Origin of the sequence: Patulibacter sp. SYSU D01012, assembly GCF_017916475.1 — a bacterium.
GTDB lineage: Bacteria > Actinomycetota > Thermoleophilia > Solirubrobacterales > Solirubrobacteraceae > Patulibacter.
Map to the genome: position 1 here is coordinate 539,134 of NZ_JAFMTB010000001.1, position 17,066 is coordinate 556,199.

The 17,066-nt window shown below is 76.4% G+C and carries 17 protein-coding genes; 11 read left to right on the top strand and 6 right to left on the bottom strand.

What is annotated here, in order from left to right:
- Nucleotides 1–8 precede the first annotated feature (8 nt).
- Entirely contained in the window at nt 9–2,885 is a 2,877-nt protein-coding gene (locus tag J3P29_RS02390) for a hypothetical protein (protein ID WP_210491426.1), read from the top strand.
- Here J3P29_RS02390 and J3P29_RS02395 read toward each other — a convergent pair.
- Nucleotides 2,882–3,466 carry a TetR/AcrR family transcriptional regulator gene (locus J3P29_RS02395; protein WP_210491427.1) on the bottom strand — a complete coding sequence of 195 codons (585 nt, stop codon included), beginning with the start codon at nt 3,464–3,466 and terminating at the stop codon, nt 2,882–2,884. The two genes, J3P29_RS02390 and J3P29_RS02395, sit on opposite strands and share 4 nt — an antisense overlap.
- Before the next feature lie 103 nt (nt 3,467–3,569).
- Between J3P29_RS02395 and J3P29_RS02400 the strand changes: the two genes are divergently transcribed.
- The 6 genes from J3P29_RS02400 (at nt 3,570) to J3P29_RS02425 (ending at nt 9,622) form a co-directional block, all read left to right on the top strand.
- Entirely contained in the window at nt 3,570–4,673 is a 1,104-nt protein-coding gene (locus J3P29_RS02400; protein ID WP_210491428.1) for an aminotransferase class V-fold PLP-dependent enzyme, read from the top strand.
- Nucleotides 4,674–4,780: 107 nt separating this feature from the next.
- On the top strand, nt 4,781–5,893 hold the full coding sequence (locus J3P29_RS02405) for an ABC transporter ATP-binding protein (protein WP_210491429.1): 1,113 nt from the start codon (nt 4,781–4,783) through the stop codon (nt 5,891–5,893).
- Nucleotides 5,890–7,047, top strand: coding sequence for a spermidine/putrescine ABC transporter substrate-binding protein (locus J3P29_RS02410; protein WP_210491430.1), 1,158 nt, complete (start codon nt 5,890–5,892; stop codon nt 7,045–7,047). The genes J3P29_RS02405 and J3P29_RS02410 overlap by 4 nt, the downstream gene beginning before the upstream one ends.
- Nucleotides 7,048–7,050: 3 nt before the next feature.
- On the top strand, nt 7,051–7,917 hold the full coding sequence (locus J3P29_RS19600; RefSeq protein WP_210491431.1) for an ABC transporter permease: 867 nt from the start codon (nt 7,051–7,053) through the stop codon (nt 7,915–7,917).
- A complete protein-coding gene (locus tag J3P29_RS02420; protein ID WP_210491433.1) occupies nt 7,914–8,750 on the top strand; it encodes an ABC transporter permease subunit in 837 nt (278 codons plus the stop codon). Before J3P29_RS19600 ends, J3P29_RS02420 begins: the two co-directional genes overlap by 4 nt.
- Nucleotides 8,751–8,821: 71 nt before the next feature.
- Nucleotides 8,822–9,622, top strand: a complete 801-nt coding sequence (locus tag J3P29_RS02425; protein ID WP_210491434.1) for a DUF6882 domain-containing protein — start codon at nt 8,822–8,824, stop codon at nt 9,620–9,622.
- Between the two features lie 48 nt (nt 9,623–9,670).
- On the opposite strand, the gene J3P29_RS02430 is transcribed toward J3P29_RS02425, so the two are convergent.
- The 3 genes from J3P29_RS02430 to J3P29_RS02440 all read right to left on the bottom strand — a co-directional run bounded on the left by J3P29_RS02430 (nt 9,671) and on the right by J3P29_RS02440 (nt 12,727).
- On the bottom strand, nt 9,671–10,141 hold the full coding sequence (locus tag J3P29_RS02430; RefSeq protein ID WP_210491435.1) for a rhodanese-like domain-containing protein: 471 nt from the start codon (nt 10,139–10,141) through the stop codon (nt 9,671–9,673).
- 24 nt (nt 10,142–10,165) lie between these two features.
- Complete coding sequence (locus J3P29_RS02435) at nt 10,166–12,265, bottom strand: MMPL family transporter (protein WP_210492970.1); 2,100 nt, start codon at nt 12,263–12,265, stop codon at nt 10,166–10,168.
- A gap of 111 nt (nt 12,266–12,376) precedes the next feature.
- Nucleotides 12,377–12,727: a metalloregulator ArsR/SmtB family transcription factor gene (locus tag J3P29_RS02440; protein WP_210491436.1), complete on the bottom strand. Its 351-nt coding sequence runs from the start codon at nt 12,725–12,727 to the stop codon at nt 12,377–12,379.
- 119 nt (nt 12,728–12,846) lie between these two features.
- On the opposite strand from J3P29_RS02440, the gene J3P29_RS02445 reads away from it, so the two are divergent.
- From J3P29_RS02445 to J3P29_RS02460, 4 genes are all read left to right on the top strand, one after another.
- Entirely contained in the window at nt 12,847–13,200 is a 354-nt protein-coding gene (locus tag J3P29_RS02445) for a hypothetical protein (RefSeq protein ID WP_210491437.1), read from the top strand.
- A gap of 177 nt (nt 13,201–13,377) precedes the next feature.
- Nucleotides 13,378–14,181 carry an SAM-dependent chlorinase/fluorinase gene (locus J3P29_RS02450; protein ID WP_210492972.1) on the top strand — a complete coding sequence of 268 codons (804 nt, stop codon included), beginning with the start codon at nt 13,378–13,380 and terminating at the stop codon, nt 14,179–14,181.
- A complete protein-coding gene (locus J3P29_RS02455; RefSeq protein WP_210491438.1) occupies nt 14,178–14,915 on the top strand; it encodes a biotin--[acetyl-CoA-carboxylase] ligase in 738 nt (245 codons plus the stop codon). Before J3P29_RS02450 ends, J3P29_RS02455 begins: the two co-directional genes overlap by 4 nt.
- A gap of 190 nt (nt 14,916–15,105) precedes the next feature.
- A complete protein-coding gene (locus tag J3P29_RS02460; protein ID WP_210491439.1) occupies nt 15,106–15,429 on the top strand; it encodes a hypothetical protein in 324 nt (107 codons plus the stop codon).
- 48 nt (nt 15,430–15,477) lie between these two features.
- Here J3P29_RS02460 and J3P29_RS02465 read toward each other — a convergent pair whose 3' ends face one another.
- Nucleotides 15,478–16,107: a methyltransferase domain-containing protein gene (locus tag J3P29_RS02465; protein ID WP_210491441.1), complete on the bottom strand. Its 630-nt coding sequence runs from the start codon at nt 16,105–16,107 to the stop codon at nt 15,478–15,480.
- Nucleotides 16,104–17,045, bottom strand: coding sequence for an NAD(P)/FAD-dependent oxidoreductase (locus J3P29_RS02470; RefSeq protein WP_210491443.1), 942 nt, complete (start codon nt 17,043–17,045; stop codon nt 16,104–16,106). Before J3P29_RS02470 ends, J3P29_RS02465 begins: the two co-directional genes overlap by 4 nt.
- Nucleotides 17,046–17,066: the final 21 nt, after the last annotated feature.

Below are 17,066 nucleotides of genomic sequence, written 5' to 3' on the forward strand. Positions count from 1 at the left end.
GTCTCGTAGTGCCGTTCACCGTCCCCCGATCAACGCCATCCGGCGCGCAGCGCCGACATCCGCTCGCCGTCGCGGCCGTCCTGCTGACCCTCGCCGCCGGGGCCGCGGGCGCGTCCGGCGCCGCGCCGGCGCCCGCGCACGCCGCGGAGGGCTACGGCATCACCGACTTCGTCGCCGGCGTCGTCACCGACGAGGACGCCGACCGCAACGACGCGTCGAAGTACTTCACCGCCGCCGGCGGCCGGCCGACGTTCGGCGTCACCGAGTTCACGTTCGCCACCGACCCGCCGCCGGCGGACATGGCCGACGAGGACGGCGAGCCGAAGGGCAACACGAAGGACATCGAGGTCGACGTGCCGGCCGGCCTGACGCCGAACCCGACGGCGTTCCCGACCTGCACGAACCAGCAGCTGTCCAACATGGACCTGGTCCTCAACGAGGAGCAGACGGCCGGCTTCCCGAGGACCGGCCCCGAGGGCTGGTGCCCGCCCGCGTCCCAGATCGGCGTGCAGTACCTGCGCGTCAAGGGCACCATCTCCGGGTTCGTCCGGACGACGCTGACCGTGAAGCTGCCGCTCTACAACATGGAGCGCGGCCGCGATCAGGTCGGCCGGTTCGCGTTCAACCCGCGCATGGCGCCGCTGTCGTTCGTCCTCGACGGCAACCTCGACCGCGTCGACGTGGTCGGCGGGGTGCGGCCGTCGGACTCGGGCCTCTTCTTCCGGATCAGCGACCTGCCGAAGGACCCGGCCGTCATCTGGTCCAAGCTCGTCTTCTGGGGCGTCCCGGGCGATCCGTCGCACGACGCCGACCGTCGGGCCGCGGGACTCAAGCTGCCCGGCACCACCGAGTTCATCCTGGATCCCGACGGCTACCCCGGCGGCGTCGCGGTCGACGACCGGACGACGGCCTTCCTGTCGAACCCGACGTCGTGCGCCGGCAAGCAGACCACGTACCTGCGCACGGAGTCCTACGACGGCGACCGCGCCGCGACCGAGTACACGACGCCGGTCGGCGCCTCCGGCTGCGACGCGGTGCCGTTCGCGCCGAAGGTCAGCTTCGGCGAGAGCGCGCTGCAGGCCGACGCGCCGACGCCGCTGTCGGTGCGCCTGGACGTGCCGCAGTCGCAGGACGCCGGTGACCTGGCGACCGCGCACGTCAAGCGCGTCGCGCTGACGCTGCCCCCGGGCATGACGATCAGCCCGTCCGCGGCCAACGGCCTGGAGGTCTGCTCCGACGACCAGCTCGCGGCCGGCACCATCCGACCCGTCGCCTGCCCCGCCGCCTCGAAGGTCGGGCGGACCACGATCACCTCGCCGGTGCTCGACGACCCGCTCGAGGGCGCGATCTACGTGGGCGAGCCGAAGCCGGGGCAGCGGTACCGGCTGTTCCTCGTCGCCGAGGGACGCGGCGTGACCATCCGCCTGAAGGGCGACGTGCAGGCCGACCCGGACACCGGGCAGCTGACCGCCGTCTTCGACGACAACCCGCAGCTGCCGTTCTCGCGCCTGCGCCTGGACTTCGACGGCGGCGCCCGCGCGATCGTCGCGAGCCCGCAGACCTGCGGCACCGCCGAGGCCCGCGGCACGATGTCGCCCTGGTCGGGGGCCGCCGCCGTGCCCGTGGCGGCCGGCGCGCGCGTCGAGGGCTGCACGGGCCACGCGTTCGCGCCCACCCTGGGCGCGCGCTCGGGCAACGCCGTCGCCGGGCGGTACGCGCCCCTGCAGGTCGGGTTCGGCCGGCCGGACGGCCAGCAGTTCCTCTCGGGCGTCTCGGTCAAGCTGCCGCCGGGGATGACGGCGAAGGTCAAGGGCGTCCCGCAGTGCACGGACGCGCAGATCGCCACGCTCTCGTGCCCCGCTACGAGCCGCCTGGGCTCGGTCACCGTCAACGCCGGCCCCGGTGCACGCCCCTACGCGCTGTCGGGTGACGTGTACTTCACCGGCGGCTACCGCGGTGCGCCGTACGGCATGGTCGTGATGGTCCGGGCGATCGCCGGGCCGTACGACCTGGGCACCGTCGTGGTGCGCCAGGCGCTGCACATCGATCCCGACACGGCACAGGTGACGGTCGCCAGCGACCCGCTGCCGCAGGTCGTCGGCGGCGTGCAGCTGCGCCTGCGCGACCTGGCGCTGACGATCGACCGGACGAACTTCGTCCGCAACCCGACGTCCTGCGCCCCGGCGCGGATCCACGCCGGCCTGACGTCGGCCGAGGGCGCGCAGGCCGGCCCGGTCGCCGACCTGGCGTTCACGGGCTGCGACCGGCTGGCGTTCGGCCCGCGCGTGTCGCTGCGGCTGGACAACCGCAGGGCCACGCGCAAGCTCGACGCGCAGCGCCTGACGGTCAAGGTCAAGCAGTCCGAGAGCGAGGCGGGCATCCGCTCGACCCGCGTGACGCTGCCGAAGGCGCTGGCGCTGTCGGCGAAGAACGCGAAGGGGCTGTGCAAGCCGGAGGAGGCGAAGGCCGACCGGTGCCCGAAGGCCTCGATCGTGGGCTACGCGTCGGCGGACACGACGATCCTGGAGCGGCCGCTGAAGGGGCCGGTCTACTTCGTCGAGGGGCTGCGCACCACCGCGGACGGCCGCCAGGTCAAGACGCTGCCGAACCTCTACATCCCGCTCCGCGGCGAGGTGACGGTCAAGCTGCGGGCCACGACCGACGTGCGCGACGGTCGCCTCGTCACGACGCTGCCGGCGATCCCGGACGCGCCGATCCGCACGTTCGCGATGACGATCAACGGCGGCAAGCACGGCATCCTGCAGGCCACGCAGGACGTGTGCACCGGCCGGGCGCCGCGGGCCGACGTGCGGTTCGGCGGGTACGCCGGCCGCACGGTGGACCGCACCGCGGCGCTGCGGCGCGCCTGCCGCGCCGGCCGCTAGTCCCCGGACGGCGGCGACGGATCGTCGCCGCCGTCCGGCTCGCCGCAGGGCGCCGCCTGCCGCGGCGGCCCGGCGAGCCCGCGCAGCGCGACGTCCCGGAGGACGTCGCGCTCGCCCGCCGGGGCGGCGTGCAGCCCCCGGGCCAGCTCGGCCACGGCGTCCGCGGTGACGTCGGGGCGCACGACGCCGGCGTCCTGCGCCCGGCGCAGCGGCGCGGCGAGCGCCTCGGCGGCGTCCGTGCGCCAGCGGGCGGCCAGCGCGTCGTCGCTGCGCACCAGGCGATCGAGCAGCGCCGCGTCGGCGTGCGACAGGGCGTCGGCCCGGCAGAAGGCCGCCACGAACGCGGCCCACGGGTCGTCCGGGGCGCGGGCGGCGTCGTCCCCGAGCTCGGCGGCCAGCTCGTCCAGCACCGCCTCGAGCAGCACCGCGCGGGTGGGGAAGTGCCGGTAGAACGTCGTGCTGCCGACCTCGGCCGCGCGCACGACGCGGTCCAGCGGCGCGTCCGCCCCGTCGCGCCCGAGCACCGCCCGCGCCGCCGCGACGATGCGGGAGCGGTTGCGCTGCGCGTCGCGACGGACCATGGCGCGCTGCATACCCGGGAATCCGGGCCCGGAATCCCGACGGCGGACCGTCGTACGGCGTACGGCGAGCGGCGTTCCCGCCCGGGGCTGCCAAGATCGGCCCATGACGCGCCTCGTCTCGGCCCTGCTCGACCCGCCGCCCCTGACCGCGGAGCGCTTCGCGTCCATCGAGCGCGACGTCGCCCGCGTCCTGGGCACCGAGCGCGACGTCGTGGTGCTGCAGGCCGAGGCGATCCTGGCCCTCGAGGCGGCCGCCCGCGGCCTGGGCGTCGCCGGGACGACGTGCCTGAACGTCATCACCGGGCCGTACGGCGCGCACTTCGGCGAGTGGCTCGCCGCGGGCGGCGCCGAGGTCGTCGACCTGGAGATCCCGCTCGAGCGCGCGGTCGCCGCGGACGAGATCGCCGCGGTCCTGCGGGCGCGCCCCGAGATCACGGTGCTGTCGTTCGTCCACGCCGAGGTGTCGACGGGCACGGCCAACCCGCTCGCGGAGATCGCGGCGGTCGCGCGCGAGCACGACGTCCTGACGGTCGTGGACTCCGTCGCGGCGATCGGCGGCCACCCGCTGCCGATCGACGAGCTGGGCCTGGACGTCGTGATGGTCGGACCGCAGAAGGCGCTCGGCGGCCCGGCCGGCGTGTCCGCGCTGACCGTGAGCCCGCGCGCGTGGGAGGCGCTCGCCGCGGCGCCGGCCCCCTGGCGCGGGTCGATCCTGTCGCTGCTGGACTGGAAGGAGCGCTGGATCGACGCCGACCGGACGGCGATCCCGGGCACCCCGTCGCCGCTCGAGATGTACGGGCTGGAGGCCGCGTGCGCCCGGCTGCTCGAGGAGGGGATGGACGCGGTGGTCGCGCGCCACGAGCGGGTCTCGCGCGCCTGCCGCGCGGGCGTCGCCGGGCTCGGCGCCCCGCTGTGGGTGGCCGAGGACGCCCAGGCCTCTCGCCTGACGACGGCCGTCCGGCTGCCCGACGGCGTGGACCGCGCGGCGCTCGTCGACCGCGCCCGCGAGGCCTACGGGGTGGCGCTCACCCCCGGCGGCGGCGCGCTGCGCGACGTCATGGTGCGCATCGACCACATGGGCCCGGCCGCCGCCCCGGCGACGGTGCTCGCGGGGGTCGCGGCGCTCGGCGGCGCGCTGCGCGACCTGGGCGCGGACGTCGACCCCGGCGCGGGCACGGCCGCCGCCCTGGCCGCGCTGGCCGGCTGAGGGCGGCCAGCCGAGCCGCGCGCCCGGCAATGGTCGTTTTCGGATCGGGTTCGTCGTATATTGCTGGTGATGCGGGGATCACGAGTCCAGCGGTCGCGGACCGCGCCATGACCGGCGGCGCGGTCGAGCTGCGCGCGGTCACGCGCCGCTACCGCGGCGTCGCGGCGGTGGACGACGTCTCGCTGGCCGTGGCGGCCGGCGAGTTCGTCGCCGTGCTGGGCCCCAGCGGCAGCGGCAAGACGACGACGATGCGCCTGATCGGCGGCTTCGAGCACCCCGACGCAGGCACGGTCCACATCGCGGGCCGCGACGTCACCGACGTGCCGGCGTCGCGGCGGGACGTGCACACGGTCTTCCAGAGCTACGGGCTGTTCCCGCACCTGAGCGTCGTCGACAACGTCGCGTACGCGCTGCGGATGCGCGGCGTGCGGAAGGCCGAGCGGCGGGCGCGGGCCCGCGAGGCGCTCGCCCTCGTCCAGCTCGCCGGCGTCGACGATCGCCGCCCCGGCCAGCTGTCCGGCGGCATGCAGCAGCGCGTCGCGCTCGCCCGCGCGCTGGCGGGCCGCCCCAGCGTCCTGCTCCTCGACGAGCCGCTCGGCGCCCTGGACCGCAAGCTCCGCGAGGACATGCAGGTCGAGCTGCGGCGCATCCACCGCGAGGTCGGCGCCACGTTCGTCTACGTCACGCACGACCAGGAGGAGGCGCTCGGCATGGCCGACCGCCTCGTCGTCATGCGCGGCGGGCGGATCGAGCAGCTCGGCGCCCCCGGCGACGTCTACGACGCGCCGGCGAGCCTGTGGACGGCGGACTTCGTCGGCTCGAGCACGCAGATCCCCGGGACCGTGGCGGCCGACGCGCCCGGGATCGTCCAGACGGACGTCGCGCGCCTGCGCGTGGCCGATCCCTCCGCCCTCGGCGCGGCCGGCAGCCGGGCGGTCGTCGTCGTCCGCCCCGAGCACGTGCGCGTGCGGGCCGCCGACGCGGGCGAGCCGCCCGAGCCCAACCGCGTGCGCGCCCGCGTCGAGGAGACGGTCCTCGTCGGCGCGCAGCTCAAGGTCGTCGCCGTCACGCCCGGCGGCCTGCGGCTGACCGCGCGCGTCGACCGCGACGGCGCCGCGCCCGGCCCGGGCGCCGAGGCGTGGCTGTCGTGGCCCGCCGAGCGCACGCTCGTCTTCCCGGCCCCCATCTCCACCGATCCCGATCCCGGAGCAGCAGCATGACCAGCACGCGTCCATCCCGGCCGTCCTTCGACGGCACCCGCCGCAGCTTCCTCGCGGCCACCGGCGTCGCGGGGGCCGCGGCGTTCCTGGCCGCCTGCGGGGGCGACGACGGCGGCGCCACGAGCACCCGCACGGGGGGCGCGGCGGCCTCGGGCGGCACCGGCCTGGTGAAGGGCGGCGAGCTGAACGTCTACTCGTGGCCGGACTACTTCGCGAAGGAGAACCTGGCGGCCTACCGCAAGGCGACGGGCACGAAGCTGAACGTCACGACCTACGCCGACAACGACACGCTCTTCGCCAAGCTCAACGCCGCCGGCGGCTCGGGCTACGACCTCGTCATCCCCAGCTCGGGCTACGTCCAGCAGCTCGCGGGGCGCGGCAAGCTCGAGAAGCTCGACCACGCGCGCCTGCCCCTGGACACGCTCGACCCGTCGCTCCTGGACAAGGAGTACGACCCGGGCAACGCGTACTCCGTGCCGAAGGACTGGGGCGTCCTGGGCGTCGTCTACGACCCCGCCGCGGTCGGCGGCCGGATCGCCACGTGGCAGGACGTGCTCGACGCGGGCGCCAAGCCGGGCGTCAGCGGCAAGGTGCGCCTGGGCAGCTCGGGCTACCAGACGGTCGGCGTCGCCCTGTGGGCGGGCGGCGGCCGGGTGAACACCACGGACGAGGCCGAGATCCGCCGCGCCGGCGACACGATGAAGGGCTTCGTCCGCCACGTGAAGACGTTCGACGCCTTCGACGCGGACGCCGTGGCGAAGGGCACGATCGTCCTCTCCACCTGCAACCAGTCGCAGGCGCGCAACGCGATCCTGCAGAACCCGAAGCTGGAGTTCGTCATCCCCGGGCCCCGCAGCGAGCTGTGGGTCGACTGCTACGCCATCCCGGCCGGGGCGCCGAACCAGGCCCAGGCGTACTCGTTCCTGAACTTCCTGCTGCAGCCGAAGCGCCAGGTCACCGACACCGAGTTCATCGGCTACCCCGCCGCGCTGAAGGGCCTGGAGCAGCGCCTGCCGCGGAGCACGAAGGAGCGCGACCTGATCTTCGGCGGCAAGGACGCCGACCTGGACGCGCTCGAGACGTACGTCGTGAACCCGAAGACCGCGCAGCTGTACTCGGACCTGCAGAGCGAGCTGCAGGCCGCCGCGGCCTGAGCCGTGCGGCGGCACCGCGACACGCCAGGGCCGCGGTGGGGCGTCGACCTCGCCGCGGCGGTGCCGCTCGTCTGGCTGGCGGCGCTGTTCGTCGTCCCGCTCGGCTTCACCGTCGTCTACGCCTTCGGCCGCTCCGTCTTCGGCGCGGTCGAGCTGGGCCTCACGCTCGACAACTTCCGCATCGCGCTGTCGGGCTTCTACCTCGACGTGTTCCTGCGCTCGCTGCGGTTCGCGGCGCTCGGCACGCTGCTGTGCCTGCTCGTCGCGGTGCCCGTGGCGTACGTCCTGGCGCGCAAGGCGGGGCGCTGGCGCACGCCCCTGCTGCTGCTCGTCCTGGTCCCGTACCTGACGAGCTTCCTGCTGCGGATCCTCTCGTGGAAGATCCTGCTGGCGCCCGGCGGCCAGGTCGAGTGGCTGCTGAACGGGCTCGGGCTGCACGAGGGCCGCCTCGACGTGCTCTACACGCAGACGGCCGTCTTCGTCGGCATGGTCTACGGCTTCCTGCCGTTGATGGTGGTGCCGCTGTACGTCGCGTTCCTGCGGATCCCCGCCGCGACGCTCGAGGCCAGCGCGGACCTGGGCGCCGGGCGGCTGCGGACGTTCCTGCACGTCACCCTGCCGCTGGCCCGCCCCGGCGTCGCCACGGGCGTCCTGCTCGTCTACGTGCCGATGGCGGGCGAGGTCATCGTCCCCGACCTGCTCGGCGGCGGGAAGGGGATGCTCATGGGCGGGCTGATCAGCCGCCAGTACCTGCAGGCGCAGAACTACGCGCTCGGGTCGGCGATGGCCGTCCTGGTGCTCGTCGTCCTGGCGGCCGCGGTCGCGGTCCTCGCGCGGGTGACGCGCAGCTTCGACGAGGTCGGGCCGTGAGGCGCCTGCGCCGCCGGGCGCCCGACGCGGCGCTGGGGCTGGTGACGGCGCTCGCGCTCGTCTTCCTCTTCGCGCCCGTCGTGATCGCGGTCGTCTACGCGTTCAACCGGGGCGTGGCCGGCAAGCAGAGCGGCGACTTCACGGGGTTCACGACGCACTGGTTCGCCGACGCGTGGGAGGACGAGACCATCCGCTCGGCCGTCGGCACCAGCCTGCGCGTCGCCGCGCTGGTGACCGTCGTGGCGGTCGGGCTCGGGGCCGCCACGGGGATCGCGATGGCGCGGCACCCGCGGGCGGGCGTGCGGCGGCTGCTGCAGGCGCTCGTGTACCTGCTCCTCGTGGTGCCCGAGGTGGTGCTCGGCGTCTCGCTGCTGCTCTTCTACACCAAGCTGCAGGCCACGCTGGGCACCCTGACGCTCGTCGCGGCGCACACCCCGTCGACGATCGCGGTGGTCGCGCTCGTCGTCCGTTCGCGCGTCCTGGCGCTCGACCGCAGCATCGAGGAGTCGGCCCGCGACCTGGGTGCGGCGGGCTGGCAGGTCGTGCGCGACGTCCTGGTGCCCCAGCTGCGCCCCGCGCTCGTCGCCAGCGCCGTGCTGGCGTTCACCTACTCCTTCGACAACGTCGTCCTGTCGCAGTTCCTCACCACGCCGCAGGTCTCGACGCTGCCGGTCTACCTGTTCGGCACCGTCCACTACGGCACGGCCCCGACGGCCTACGCGGTGGCCGCGACGATGCTGGCGTTCACCTTCGCGCTCATGGCGCTGGCGGCGGTGGCCTACGTCGCGCTGAGCCGGCGGGCGGGCGCGGCGGCGCGGCCGCGCCGCGCGTGACGCGCGCCCGATCGCCCCGCCGATCGGCGACGGCGCTGGCGTGACGGGCGCGCGGCTGCGAGGCTCGGGGCGTGTGGAACCCCCAGGACCCCGAGCCGACGCCCGAGGAGCTCGAGGACAGCGGCCTCGACGCCGCGGCGATGTGGCGGATCCTCGTCTCGCAGAGCGCGCTCCCGGCCATGCTGAACCAGGCGCGCTTCGTGGACGAGGTGCTCGAGCACCCCGCCCGGGACCCCTCTCGGCGGTGGGAGTGCGACGTCGAGCGCGGCGAGCTCGAGTTCGACGGCGTCGGCGTGCTCCAGGCGCAGATCCTCGGCACCCTGGCCGACGCCGACGAGAGCTGGCTGTGGGCGTGGGCGAACCCCTCGCTGCCGGAGGACGTGACCTACGCGGCGCGCGCGCTCCGGGACGAGGTCGCGCAGTTCCCGGAGCCGACCCCGTTGGGCGACGACCTGACGACCGCGGTGGGGCCGCTCGACGCCGCGGTCTTCGGGGCGTGGAACGCCGACGCGGATGCGTTCTACATCGGCCCGAACGGCAACGGCGGGACCGTCGTGATGCTCGTCCGACACCCGGAGCTGGCGGCGGCCCGCATCCCGTACGAGCGCCTGCCGCTGATCCTCACGAGCCTGATCTCCGACCTCGACGTCGACCACGCGATGCTGCTCGAGGGCTGGATGGCCGCGGGGCCGACCGGGATCGCGTTCGAGGAGCCGTCCGCGTCCGACCGTGCGCTGGTGGCGCGGGCCGAGGGCCTTCCGGCGGCGGAGGACGGGACGCCGGACCCGGCCGAGGGGACGTCGTGGCGCTTCGCGTTCGACGAGCAGGGTCGGATCGCCGAGGTGCGCGCCACGGGCCCCGGAGCACGGTGACGGAGCGGCGGGTCCGTCCTCGCCGCCGTCAGTCCGGCCCCGCCGCTGTCAGTCCGCCGCCGCCGTCGGCAGCCCGAGCGCCATCCAGTCGAGCAGTCCCCCGCGGTAGTACGCGAGCGAGCGGGGATCGCGCCCGGCGTCGAGCAGCGCCCGGACGGCCCGCGGCGTCGCCGCGCACTGCGGGCCGTTGCAGAAGAGGACGGTGACCGCGCCGGGGTCGATCTCGTCGGCGCGCGCCGCGATCTCCTCCCACGGGACGACGCGCGCCCCGGGGAGGGTGCCCGAGGCGGCGACGTACTCGGGGCGCCGGGTGTCGACGGCCGCACCGCCGGCCCGCAGGTGCGCGATCACCTCGAGCTCGCCGACGGTCGGCAGGTCGGGGTGCAGCGTCTGCGGCTGGATCGTGCCCCACCAGGGGTCCAGGGCCACGAGGCCGGACGCCAGCACGTGCGGCACGCGCTGCGGGTCGTGTCCCGTCGGCGCGGCGGCGCGGCGGTAGGGGTCGGGGATGGCGGTCATGGGGTCTCCGTCGTTCGGGGCGGGTCAGTGGCCGAAGCGCACGCGGGGCAGCAGGCGGTCGAGCGGGCGGGGCAGCCACCACGCCCACCGCCCGGTCAGGCGCAGCAGCACCGGGAGCAGCAGCAGGCGCACGAGGAACGCGTCCAGCAGGACGGCGACGCCGAGCACGACGCCCATCTCCTTCGGCGGCAGCGGGCCCGACAGCGCGAAGGTGAAGAACACCGCCACCATCACCGCCGCGGCGGCGAAGACGACCCGGCCGGAGTGCGCCAGCCCGCCGACCGCGGCCTCGCGGGCGTCGCCCGAGCGCTCCCAGTGCTCCTTGGCGGACGACAGCAGGAAGACGGTGTAGTCCATCGAGATCGCGAACACCATCGCGAAGAAGAACACGGGCGCCCAGGCGTCGAGGAAGCCCTGCGGCGCGAAGCCGAGCAGCCCGGAGCCGTGCCCGTCCTGGAACACCAGGCGCGCGACGCCGAACGCGGCGGCGACGGCCAGCAGGTTGGTGACCGTCCCCAGCAGCGCGACGAGCGGCGCCCGCAGCGCGACGAGCAGCAGCAGGAAGCCGAGGGCCAGCACGACGCCGATCACGAGCGGGGTCTTCGCGGCGAGGGTGGCCTCCAGGTCGTGGTTCTCGGCGACCGCTCCGCCGACGGTCGCCCCGGCGGGCAGGGCGCCGCGCAGGCGATCGACGGCTGCGCCGGCCGCGCGGGAGGACGGATCGTGGCGCAGGGTGGTCTGCAGCAGCACGGACCCGCCGGAGCCGGCGACCGCCGGCGCGACCGCGGCCACCGCGCGGTCGGCGCGCAGCACGGCGGCGGCCGCTGCGGCCTCGCTCCGGGGCGCCACGACCTGCAGCGGCCCCGTCGCGCCCGGCCCGAACGCCGCCTGCAGCTGCGCGTACCCGACGCGGGAGCCGTCGTCCGTGGGCACCACCGCGATCGACGGCATGCCGGTGCGCAGCCCGAGCAGCGGCACCGCGAGCAGCACCAGGGCGAGCAGGGCGGGCGCGCCGAAGCGCACGGGGTGCCGCCACAGGCGGGCCGCCCAGGCCGCGAACCGCGGGGAGCGGTGCCGGCCCGTGCGCGCCCACGGGAGCGCCCCGCGGTCGACGCGCGCGCCGAGCGCCCCGAGCACGGCGGGCAGCAGCGTGAGCGTCGCCAGCAGCACGAAGACGACGGCGATCATGACGCCGAGCGCCATCGACCGGAAGGCGGGGGACGGGACGAGCATCACCGCCGACAGCGAGACGAGGACCGTGATCCCGGAGAAGAGCACCGCCTTGCCCGCGGTGTCCATCGTCTCGGCCGTCGCCGCGACGGGGTCGCCGCCGGACCGCTCGAGCGCGCCGCGGAAGCGCATCACGACGAAGAGCGCGTAGTCGATGCCCAGCGCCAGCGCGAACATGAGCGCGAAGTTCATCGCCCAGACCGACACGTCGAGGAGCAGCGTCGCCAGGTAGAGCGTGCCGGCCGAGGCGACGAGCCCGACGATGGTGAGCAGGAGCGGCAGCCCCGCCGCGACGAGCGACCCGAAGGCGACGACCAGCACGGCGAGCGTCACGGGCCACGACAGCAGCTCGCTCTTCAGCATCGCATCGCGGTTGGCGGCGTTGAAGTCCGACCACATGCCGCTCGCGCCGGTCAGCGACGCGCGGACCCCGTCCCCCTGCGGCAGCCGGTCCTTCAGGTCGTCCGCGGCGCGGACCATCTCGTTGCTGTCCGCGGCCGCGGTCGCCTGGACGACGACGGTGCGCCCGTCGCGCGAGATCGTCGCGCCGGGCCGCGGCGTCAGCACCCGGCCGACGCGCGGATCGGCGTCGAGGGTGCGGACGGTGGCGGCGACCGCGCGGTCCATCGCCGGGTCGCCGATCCGGTGCCCGCCGCCGTGGAGCACGACGGCGAGGGCGCTCGACGACGCGCCGCCGAACTCCCGGTCCAGCGCCGTGCGGACGTGGACGGACTCCGAGCCGCTCGCCTCCCACCCGGCCCCGGACAGCGTGTGCTCGACGCGCGGCGCGAAGAGGCCCAGGCCGACGGCCACCACGACCCAGGCGACGGCGACGATCCCGGCGTGCGCGGCGGCCCAGCGGCCGAGCCGCCCCAGCGGTCCCGGGGCGGTCATCGCGCCGCTCCGGCCGGGCTCGTCGGTGGGGCGGAGCAGGGGTGGAGGAGCAACCATGCCACAACTCTACCACTGTGAAGTTGTGCAACGGTCGGCTCCCGGCCGGTCGCCCTACGGCGCGGCGCTGCCCGCGCCGCTCAGCAACGCGTCGAGCTCGTCCACCTGGCCCCGCAGGCCGCCGCACACGAGCTCGCAGAGGGCGAAGACCGTGTCGTCCGCGATCGCGTACCGCACGGCGGTGCCCTCCTTCGTCCGCGAGACGATCCCCGCCCGGTGGAGGACGCCCAGGTGCTTCGAGGCGTTCTGCTGCGTCGCGCCGATGGCGACCGTCAGCTCGCCCACGGTCGCGGGCGACTCGCGCAGGCGGTCGAGCAGCCGGATCCGTGTCGGGTCGCCGATCACGCGGAAGCGCTGGGCGATCAGCTCGACGAGCGGCTCGGGCAGGGGGCGCGGCAGGGCCATGCGCCGAACTCTACGCCTGTGTGGTTGTGCATGCCGCGGGTCGCGCCGCCCCCGGGACGCCGTCGCGGGAACCCGCGCCACGGCGCATCGGGGTCCGCGCGCCGTGCGACCCTGGTCGGGTGTCCCGTGCCGCCCCGTCGCCGACCGAGGCCGTCGTCCGCCGGGCCGGACGCCCCGCCGCGTGGCTCGGCGTCGGACTGCTGGCGCTGGTCGCCGGGTGGGCGATCCACACGGCGGTGACGTTCGACGCGATCCTCGCCGCCGCCCCGGTCGACGAGCGCGGGAACGCGTCGCGGATCGAGCACGCCGTGGTGACGGCCGCGATCGCGGGCCCGGCGGGCACGGCGCTGCTCGCGGCGCGGACGGCGGGCCTGCTCCGTCGGCCGCCGGGCTGGGCGGCGGCCGTCGCGGGCGCGCTGCTCGGCCTCGGCTGCCTCGCGGCCGTGCTCGCGGTCGCGACGCTCTGGGTGTGAGCGACGGATCGGCGCGGCGTCCGGCCGGTGCGCGCGTGCGGGCACGCACCCGGTCGGCGGGCGCAGCACGCCGGTCCGGGCGCCGGCCCGCACGTCCGCCGAGCGCCGCCGCGCCAGCCTCCCGCGCGGAACGCCATACACCCCGGACGGCACGCGTCGGCGGACTAGGATCGAGCCATCGAGCGCCCGAACGTCACCTTCCTCTCCGACTACGGCCTGCACGACGAGTTCGTCGGGGTCTGCCACGCCGTCATCCTGCGGATCGCGCCGCGCGCGTCCATCGTGGACCTGACGCACGGCGTCCCGTCGTTCGACGTCCGGCGCGGGGCGATCACGCTGCAGCGCACGCTGCCGTACACGGCCCCGGGGGTGCACCTGGCGGTCGTCGACCCCGAGGTCGGCGGCAGCCGCCGCGCCATCGCGATCCGGGTGGCCGAGGACGACCGGATGCTCGTCGGGCCCGACAACGGGCTGCTCTGGCTGGCCGCCCAGCGCTTCGGCGGCGTCGTCGAGGCGGCGGACGTGTCGCGGTCGGCGTACCGCCTGGAGCCGGTGTCGAAGACGTTCCACGGGCGCGACATCTTCGCCCCGATCGCCGGCCGGCTCGCGGCGGGGCTCGAGCTGCACGACGTCGGGGAGCCCCTGGACCCCGACGCGGTCGAGCCGCTGCCGATGCCGATGGCCGAGCTCGACGGCGACGAGCTCGTCGCCCACGTGCTGGCGTTCGACCGCTTCGGCAACGTCATGCTCGACCTGGAGCACGAGGAGCTGACCGCCGGCGTCGGCCTGCGCCTGGGCGACCGGGTCGAGGTCAACGGCGTGCCGGGCGTCTACGCCACGACCTTCGCGGACGTGGCGCCGGGCAGCGTGATCCTGTACCAGGACGCCAACCGCGCGATGGCCCTCGCGGTCAACCGCGGGTCGGCGCAGGACGTCCTCGAGCTGGTCCCCGACGCGCGCGTGCGCATCCGCCGCGCGTGACCGTCGCCCCGCTCGGCGTCCCGCGGCACCACCTGCAGGAGGTCGGCTCGACGAACGACGAGGCCCGGCGCCTGGCGGTCGACGGCGCGCCGCACGGCACGCTGGTCACCGCGGACCGCCAGACCGCCGGCCGGGGGCGGCAGGGCCGGGCGTGGGTCGCGCCCGCCGGGCAGACGCTGACGGCCAGCGTGGTGCTGCGCGGGCTGCCGCACCCCGAGCTGCTGCCGCTGGCCGTCGCGGTCGCGGTCGCGGCGACCGTCGGCGACCACGCCCGGATCAAGTGGCCCAACGACGTCGTGCTCGCCGGCGACGACGACGCGCCGCGGAAGGTCGCCGGCATCCTCTGCGAGGGGCGCCCGGCCGCGGGCTGGGCCGTCGCCGGCATCGGGCTGAACGTGGCGCTCGACCTGGCGGACGTGCCGGACGACGTCGCCGCCCGCGCCGCCACGATGGGGCGCCGCGCCGACGAGCTCGAGGCCGTCCTCGCCGTCCTGCTCGAGCAGCTGCGCGGGGCGCTCGCGCTGCAGCCGGCCCCCCTGCTGGAGGCGTGGTCGGCGCGCGACGTGCTGCGCGGCCGAGACGTCCGCTGGACGGCCGCCGACGGCACGCCGCTCGGGCGGGGCACCGCCGACGGGGTCGACGCGCAGGGCCGCCTGCGCGTGCGTGCGGCGGAGGGCGGCGTGCAGCACCTCGACGCCGGCGAGGTGCACCTGGGCGCCGCGCCGGCCGCCTGAGCCCGGGGGGTCGAACAGCCGGCTACGACCGCACGTCCGCCGGGTGCCGGCGCGCCACGTCCGGGACGGCGGCGCACTGTGGACAGGGCATCCGTCCAGCCCCCGTTCCCCCGTCGCGGGCGGACGAGGAGAACTGGGGGGCCACGCGGGCGGCGCCGTCGTCCCGCACCCGATCCCCGGAGGTTCGTCCGTGTCCGCCGTCAGCCCACCGCTCGCCGTCTCGACCGCCGTCGCGGTCCGCTGGCGGGCCTACGCCCGGCGACGCTCGGACCGGCGCCGGGACGAGGTCGTCTTCGCGCTGCTGCCCCTGGTGCGGCAGGCGCTCGAGGCGGAGGCGGCGTCCCTCGCGCCGGGCGAGCGGTGCGCCCGCGGCGCCCGGGCGTGCGCGGAGCTGGTCCGCGCGGTGGAGAGCTTCGACCCCCGCCGCGACCGCCCGCTCGAGCGGCACGCCTGGGAGGCCGTCCGCGCGCACGAGAGCGCCGGGCAGGCCGACGCCACGCCGCGGGCGGCGTGACGACCGCGCCGGCGACCGCCGCCGCCCGACGGCGGGCGCCGGACCGGATCAGGCCTCGCGGCGGGCCCGGACGACCGTGTCGGGGCGCGTGACGCGCCGGCCGTCGCGGGCGGTGACCGTCCGCTCGACGGTCGCGCAGCGCTCGACGGTCCAGCCGGCGGCGGGCAGGCCCAGGTCCGCGAGGACCTCCTCCGCCGTCGGCAGCGCGAGCCCGGCGTGCGGGGCGTCCGGCGTCGGCGCGTGGCTGACCACGACGACGGAGCCGCCCGGGGCGACCGCCGCGACGGCCGCGCGCAGCGCCCGCCGACGGTCGAGCGCGACGGGGGAGTGCAGGTAGCAGGCGCTCACCAGGTCGTAGGTCCCGGCCGGGAACGACGCGCCCAGGTCGTGGCGCTCCCAGACCACGCTGTCGGCGAGGCCCTCCTCGGCGGCCCGCCGGGCCCCGCGGTCGAGCGCCGCCTGCGCCACGTCGACCGCCGTCACCCGCCAGCCGCGCGCCGCCAGCCACAGGGCGTCGCCGCCCTCGCCGCAGCCCACGTCGAGCGCCCACCCGGGCGTCAGGTCGGCGGCCTCCTCGACGAGCAGCGCGTTGGCGCGGCCGCTCCAGACCTCGTCCCGCGCGGCGTAGAAGTCGTCCCAGAAGCGCGCCGGCGAGCCCGCGGGCGTCGGACCGGTCATCGGGCGACCTCGGCCGGCACCGGGTGGTCCTCGGGCAGCAGGTCGTGGACGACCGAGGCGGCGGCGAGCGACCCCGCCGCGATCGCCACCGCCACGGTCGGCATGTCGCCCCCGCCGTCGCCGGCCGCGAACAGGCCGGGCACGCTCGTCGCGCCGCCGGCGGCGGTCCGCACGGCCCCGGTGGCCATCGGCGTCGGCTCGGCGAGCTCGGCGCCCAGCCGCACCGCCAGATCGGACCGCGGCGAGAGGCGCGCGCCCACCATGAGCCCCTCGCAGGGGCGCGCCGAGCCGTCGGCGAAGCGCACGGCCGCGAGCGCCGTCCCGTGCCCCTCGAGCGCCGCGACGGGGCGCTCGTCCACCGCCACGCCGGCGGCGGCGAGCCGGGCGGCGTCCTCGGCCGTCACGTCGGCGGGACCGTCGGTCAGGAGCGCCACGTCGGAGCTCCAGCCGCGGAGCAGCAGCGCGCGGGTGGCCGCGTGCGGACCCCGTTCGAGGACCGCGAGCGGCCGGTCGCGCACCTCCCAGCCGTGGCAGAACGGGCAGTGGAACACCGCGCCGCCCCAGCGCTCGGCCGCGCCCGGCAGGTCGGGGACGGCGTAGTCCATGCCCGTCGCGAGCAGCACGCGGCGGCCGGCGACCCGGGCGCCGTCGGCCAGCGTCAGGCGGAAGCGGCCGTCCCGGCGCTCGCCGTCGACGACCTCGCCGGCGCGGAGCGTGACCGCGGGGTACCTCGCGAGCTCCTCGCGGCCCGCGGCGTACAGCCCTGCGGGCGGCCGGCCGTCGTGGCCGAGCAGGCCGCCGATGCCGTGCGCCACGCGGTTGCTCTGCCGTCCGGCGTCCACCACGAGGGTGCGCTTGCGTGCGCGGCCCAGCACGAGCGCGGCGCTCAGGCCGGCGGCGCCGCCGCCCACGACGATGCAGTCGAAGTCGTTGTCCATGTCAACGACCGTGACACGCGT

What these genes read in the sequence shown, in the direction of transcription:
- J3P29_RS02405 (WP_210491429.1), top strand. Translation starts at nt 4,781, where the DNA reads ATGACCGGCGGCGCGGTCGAGCTGCGCGCGGTCACGCGCCGCTACCGC.
- J3P29_RS02470 (WP_210491443.1), bottom strand. Translation starts at nt 17,045, where the DNA reads ATGGACAACGACTTCGACTGCATCGTCGTGGGCGGCGGCGCCGCCGGC.
- J3P29_RS02435 (WP_210492970.1), bottom strand. Translation starts at nt 12,265, where the DNA reads ATGACCGCCCCGGGACCGCTGGGGCGGCTCGGCCGCTGGGCCGCCGCG.
- J3P29_RS02410 (WP_210491430.1), top strand. Translation starts at nt 5,890, where the DNA reads ATGACCAGCACGCGTCCATCCCGGCCGTCCTTCGACGGCACCCGCCGC.
- J3P29_RS02440 (WP_210491436.1), bottom strand. Translation starts at nt 12,727, where the DNA reads ATGGCCCTGCCGCGCCCCCTGCCCGAGCCGCTCGTCGAGCTGATCGCC.
- J3P29_RS02395 (WP_210491427.1), bottom strand. Translation starts at nt 3,466, where the DNA reads ATGGTCCGTCGCGACGCGCAGCGCAACCGCTCCCGCATCGTCGCGGCG.
- J3P29_RS02400 (WP_210491428.1), top strand. Translation starts at nt 3,570, where the DNA reads ATGACGCGCCTCGTCTCGGCCCTGCTCGACCCGCCGCCCCTGACCGCG.
- J3P29_RS02465 (WP_210491441.1), bottom strand. Translation starts at nt 16,107, where the DNA reads ATGACCGGTCCGACGCCCGCGGGCTCGCCGGCGCGCTTCTGGGACGAC.
- J3P29_RS02430 (WP_210491435.1), bottom strand. Translation starts at nt 10,141, where the DNA reads ATGACCGCCATCCCCGACCCCTACCGCCGCGCCGCCGCGCCGACGGGA.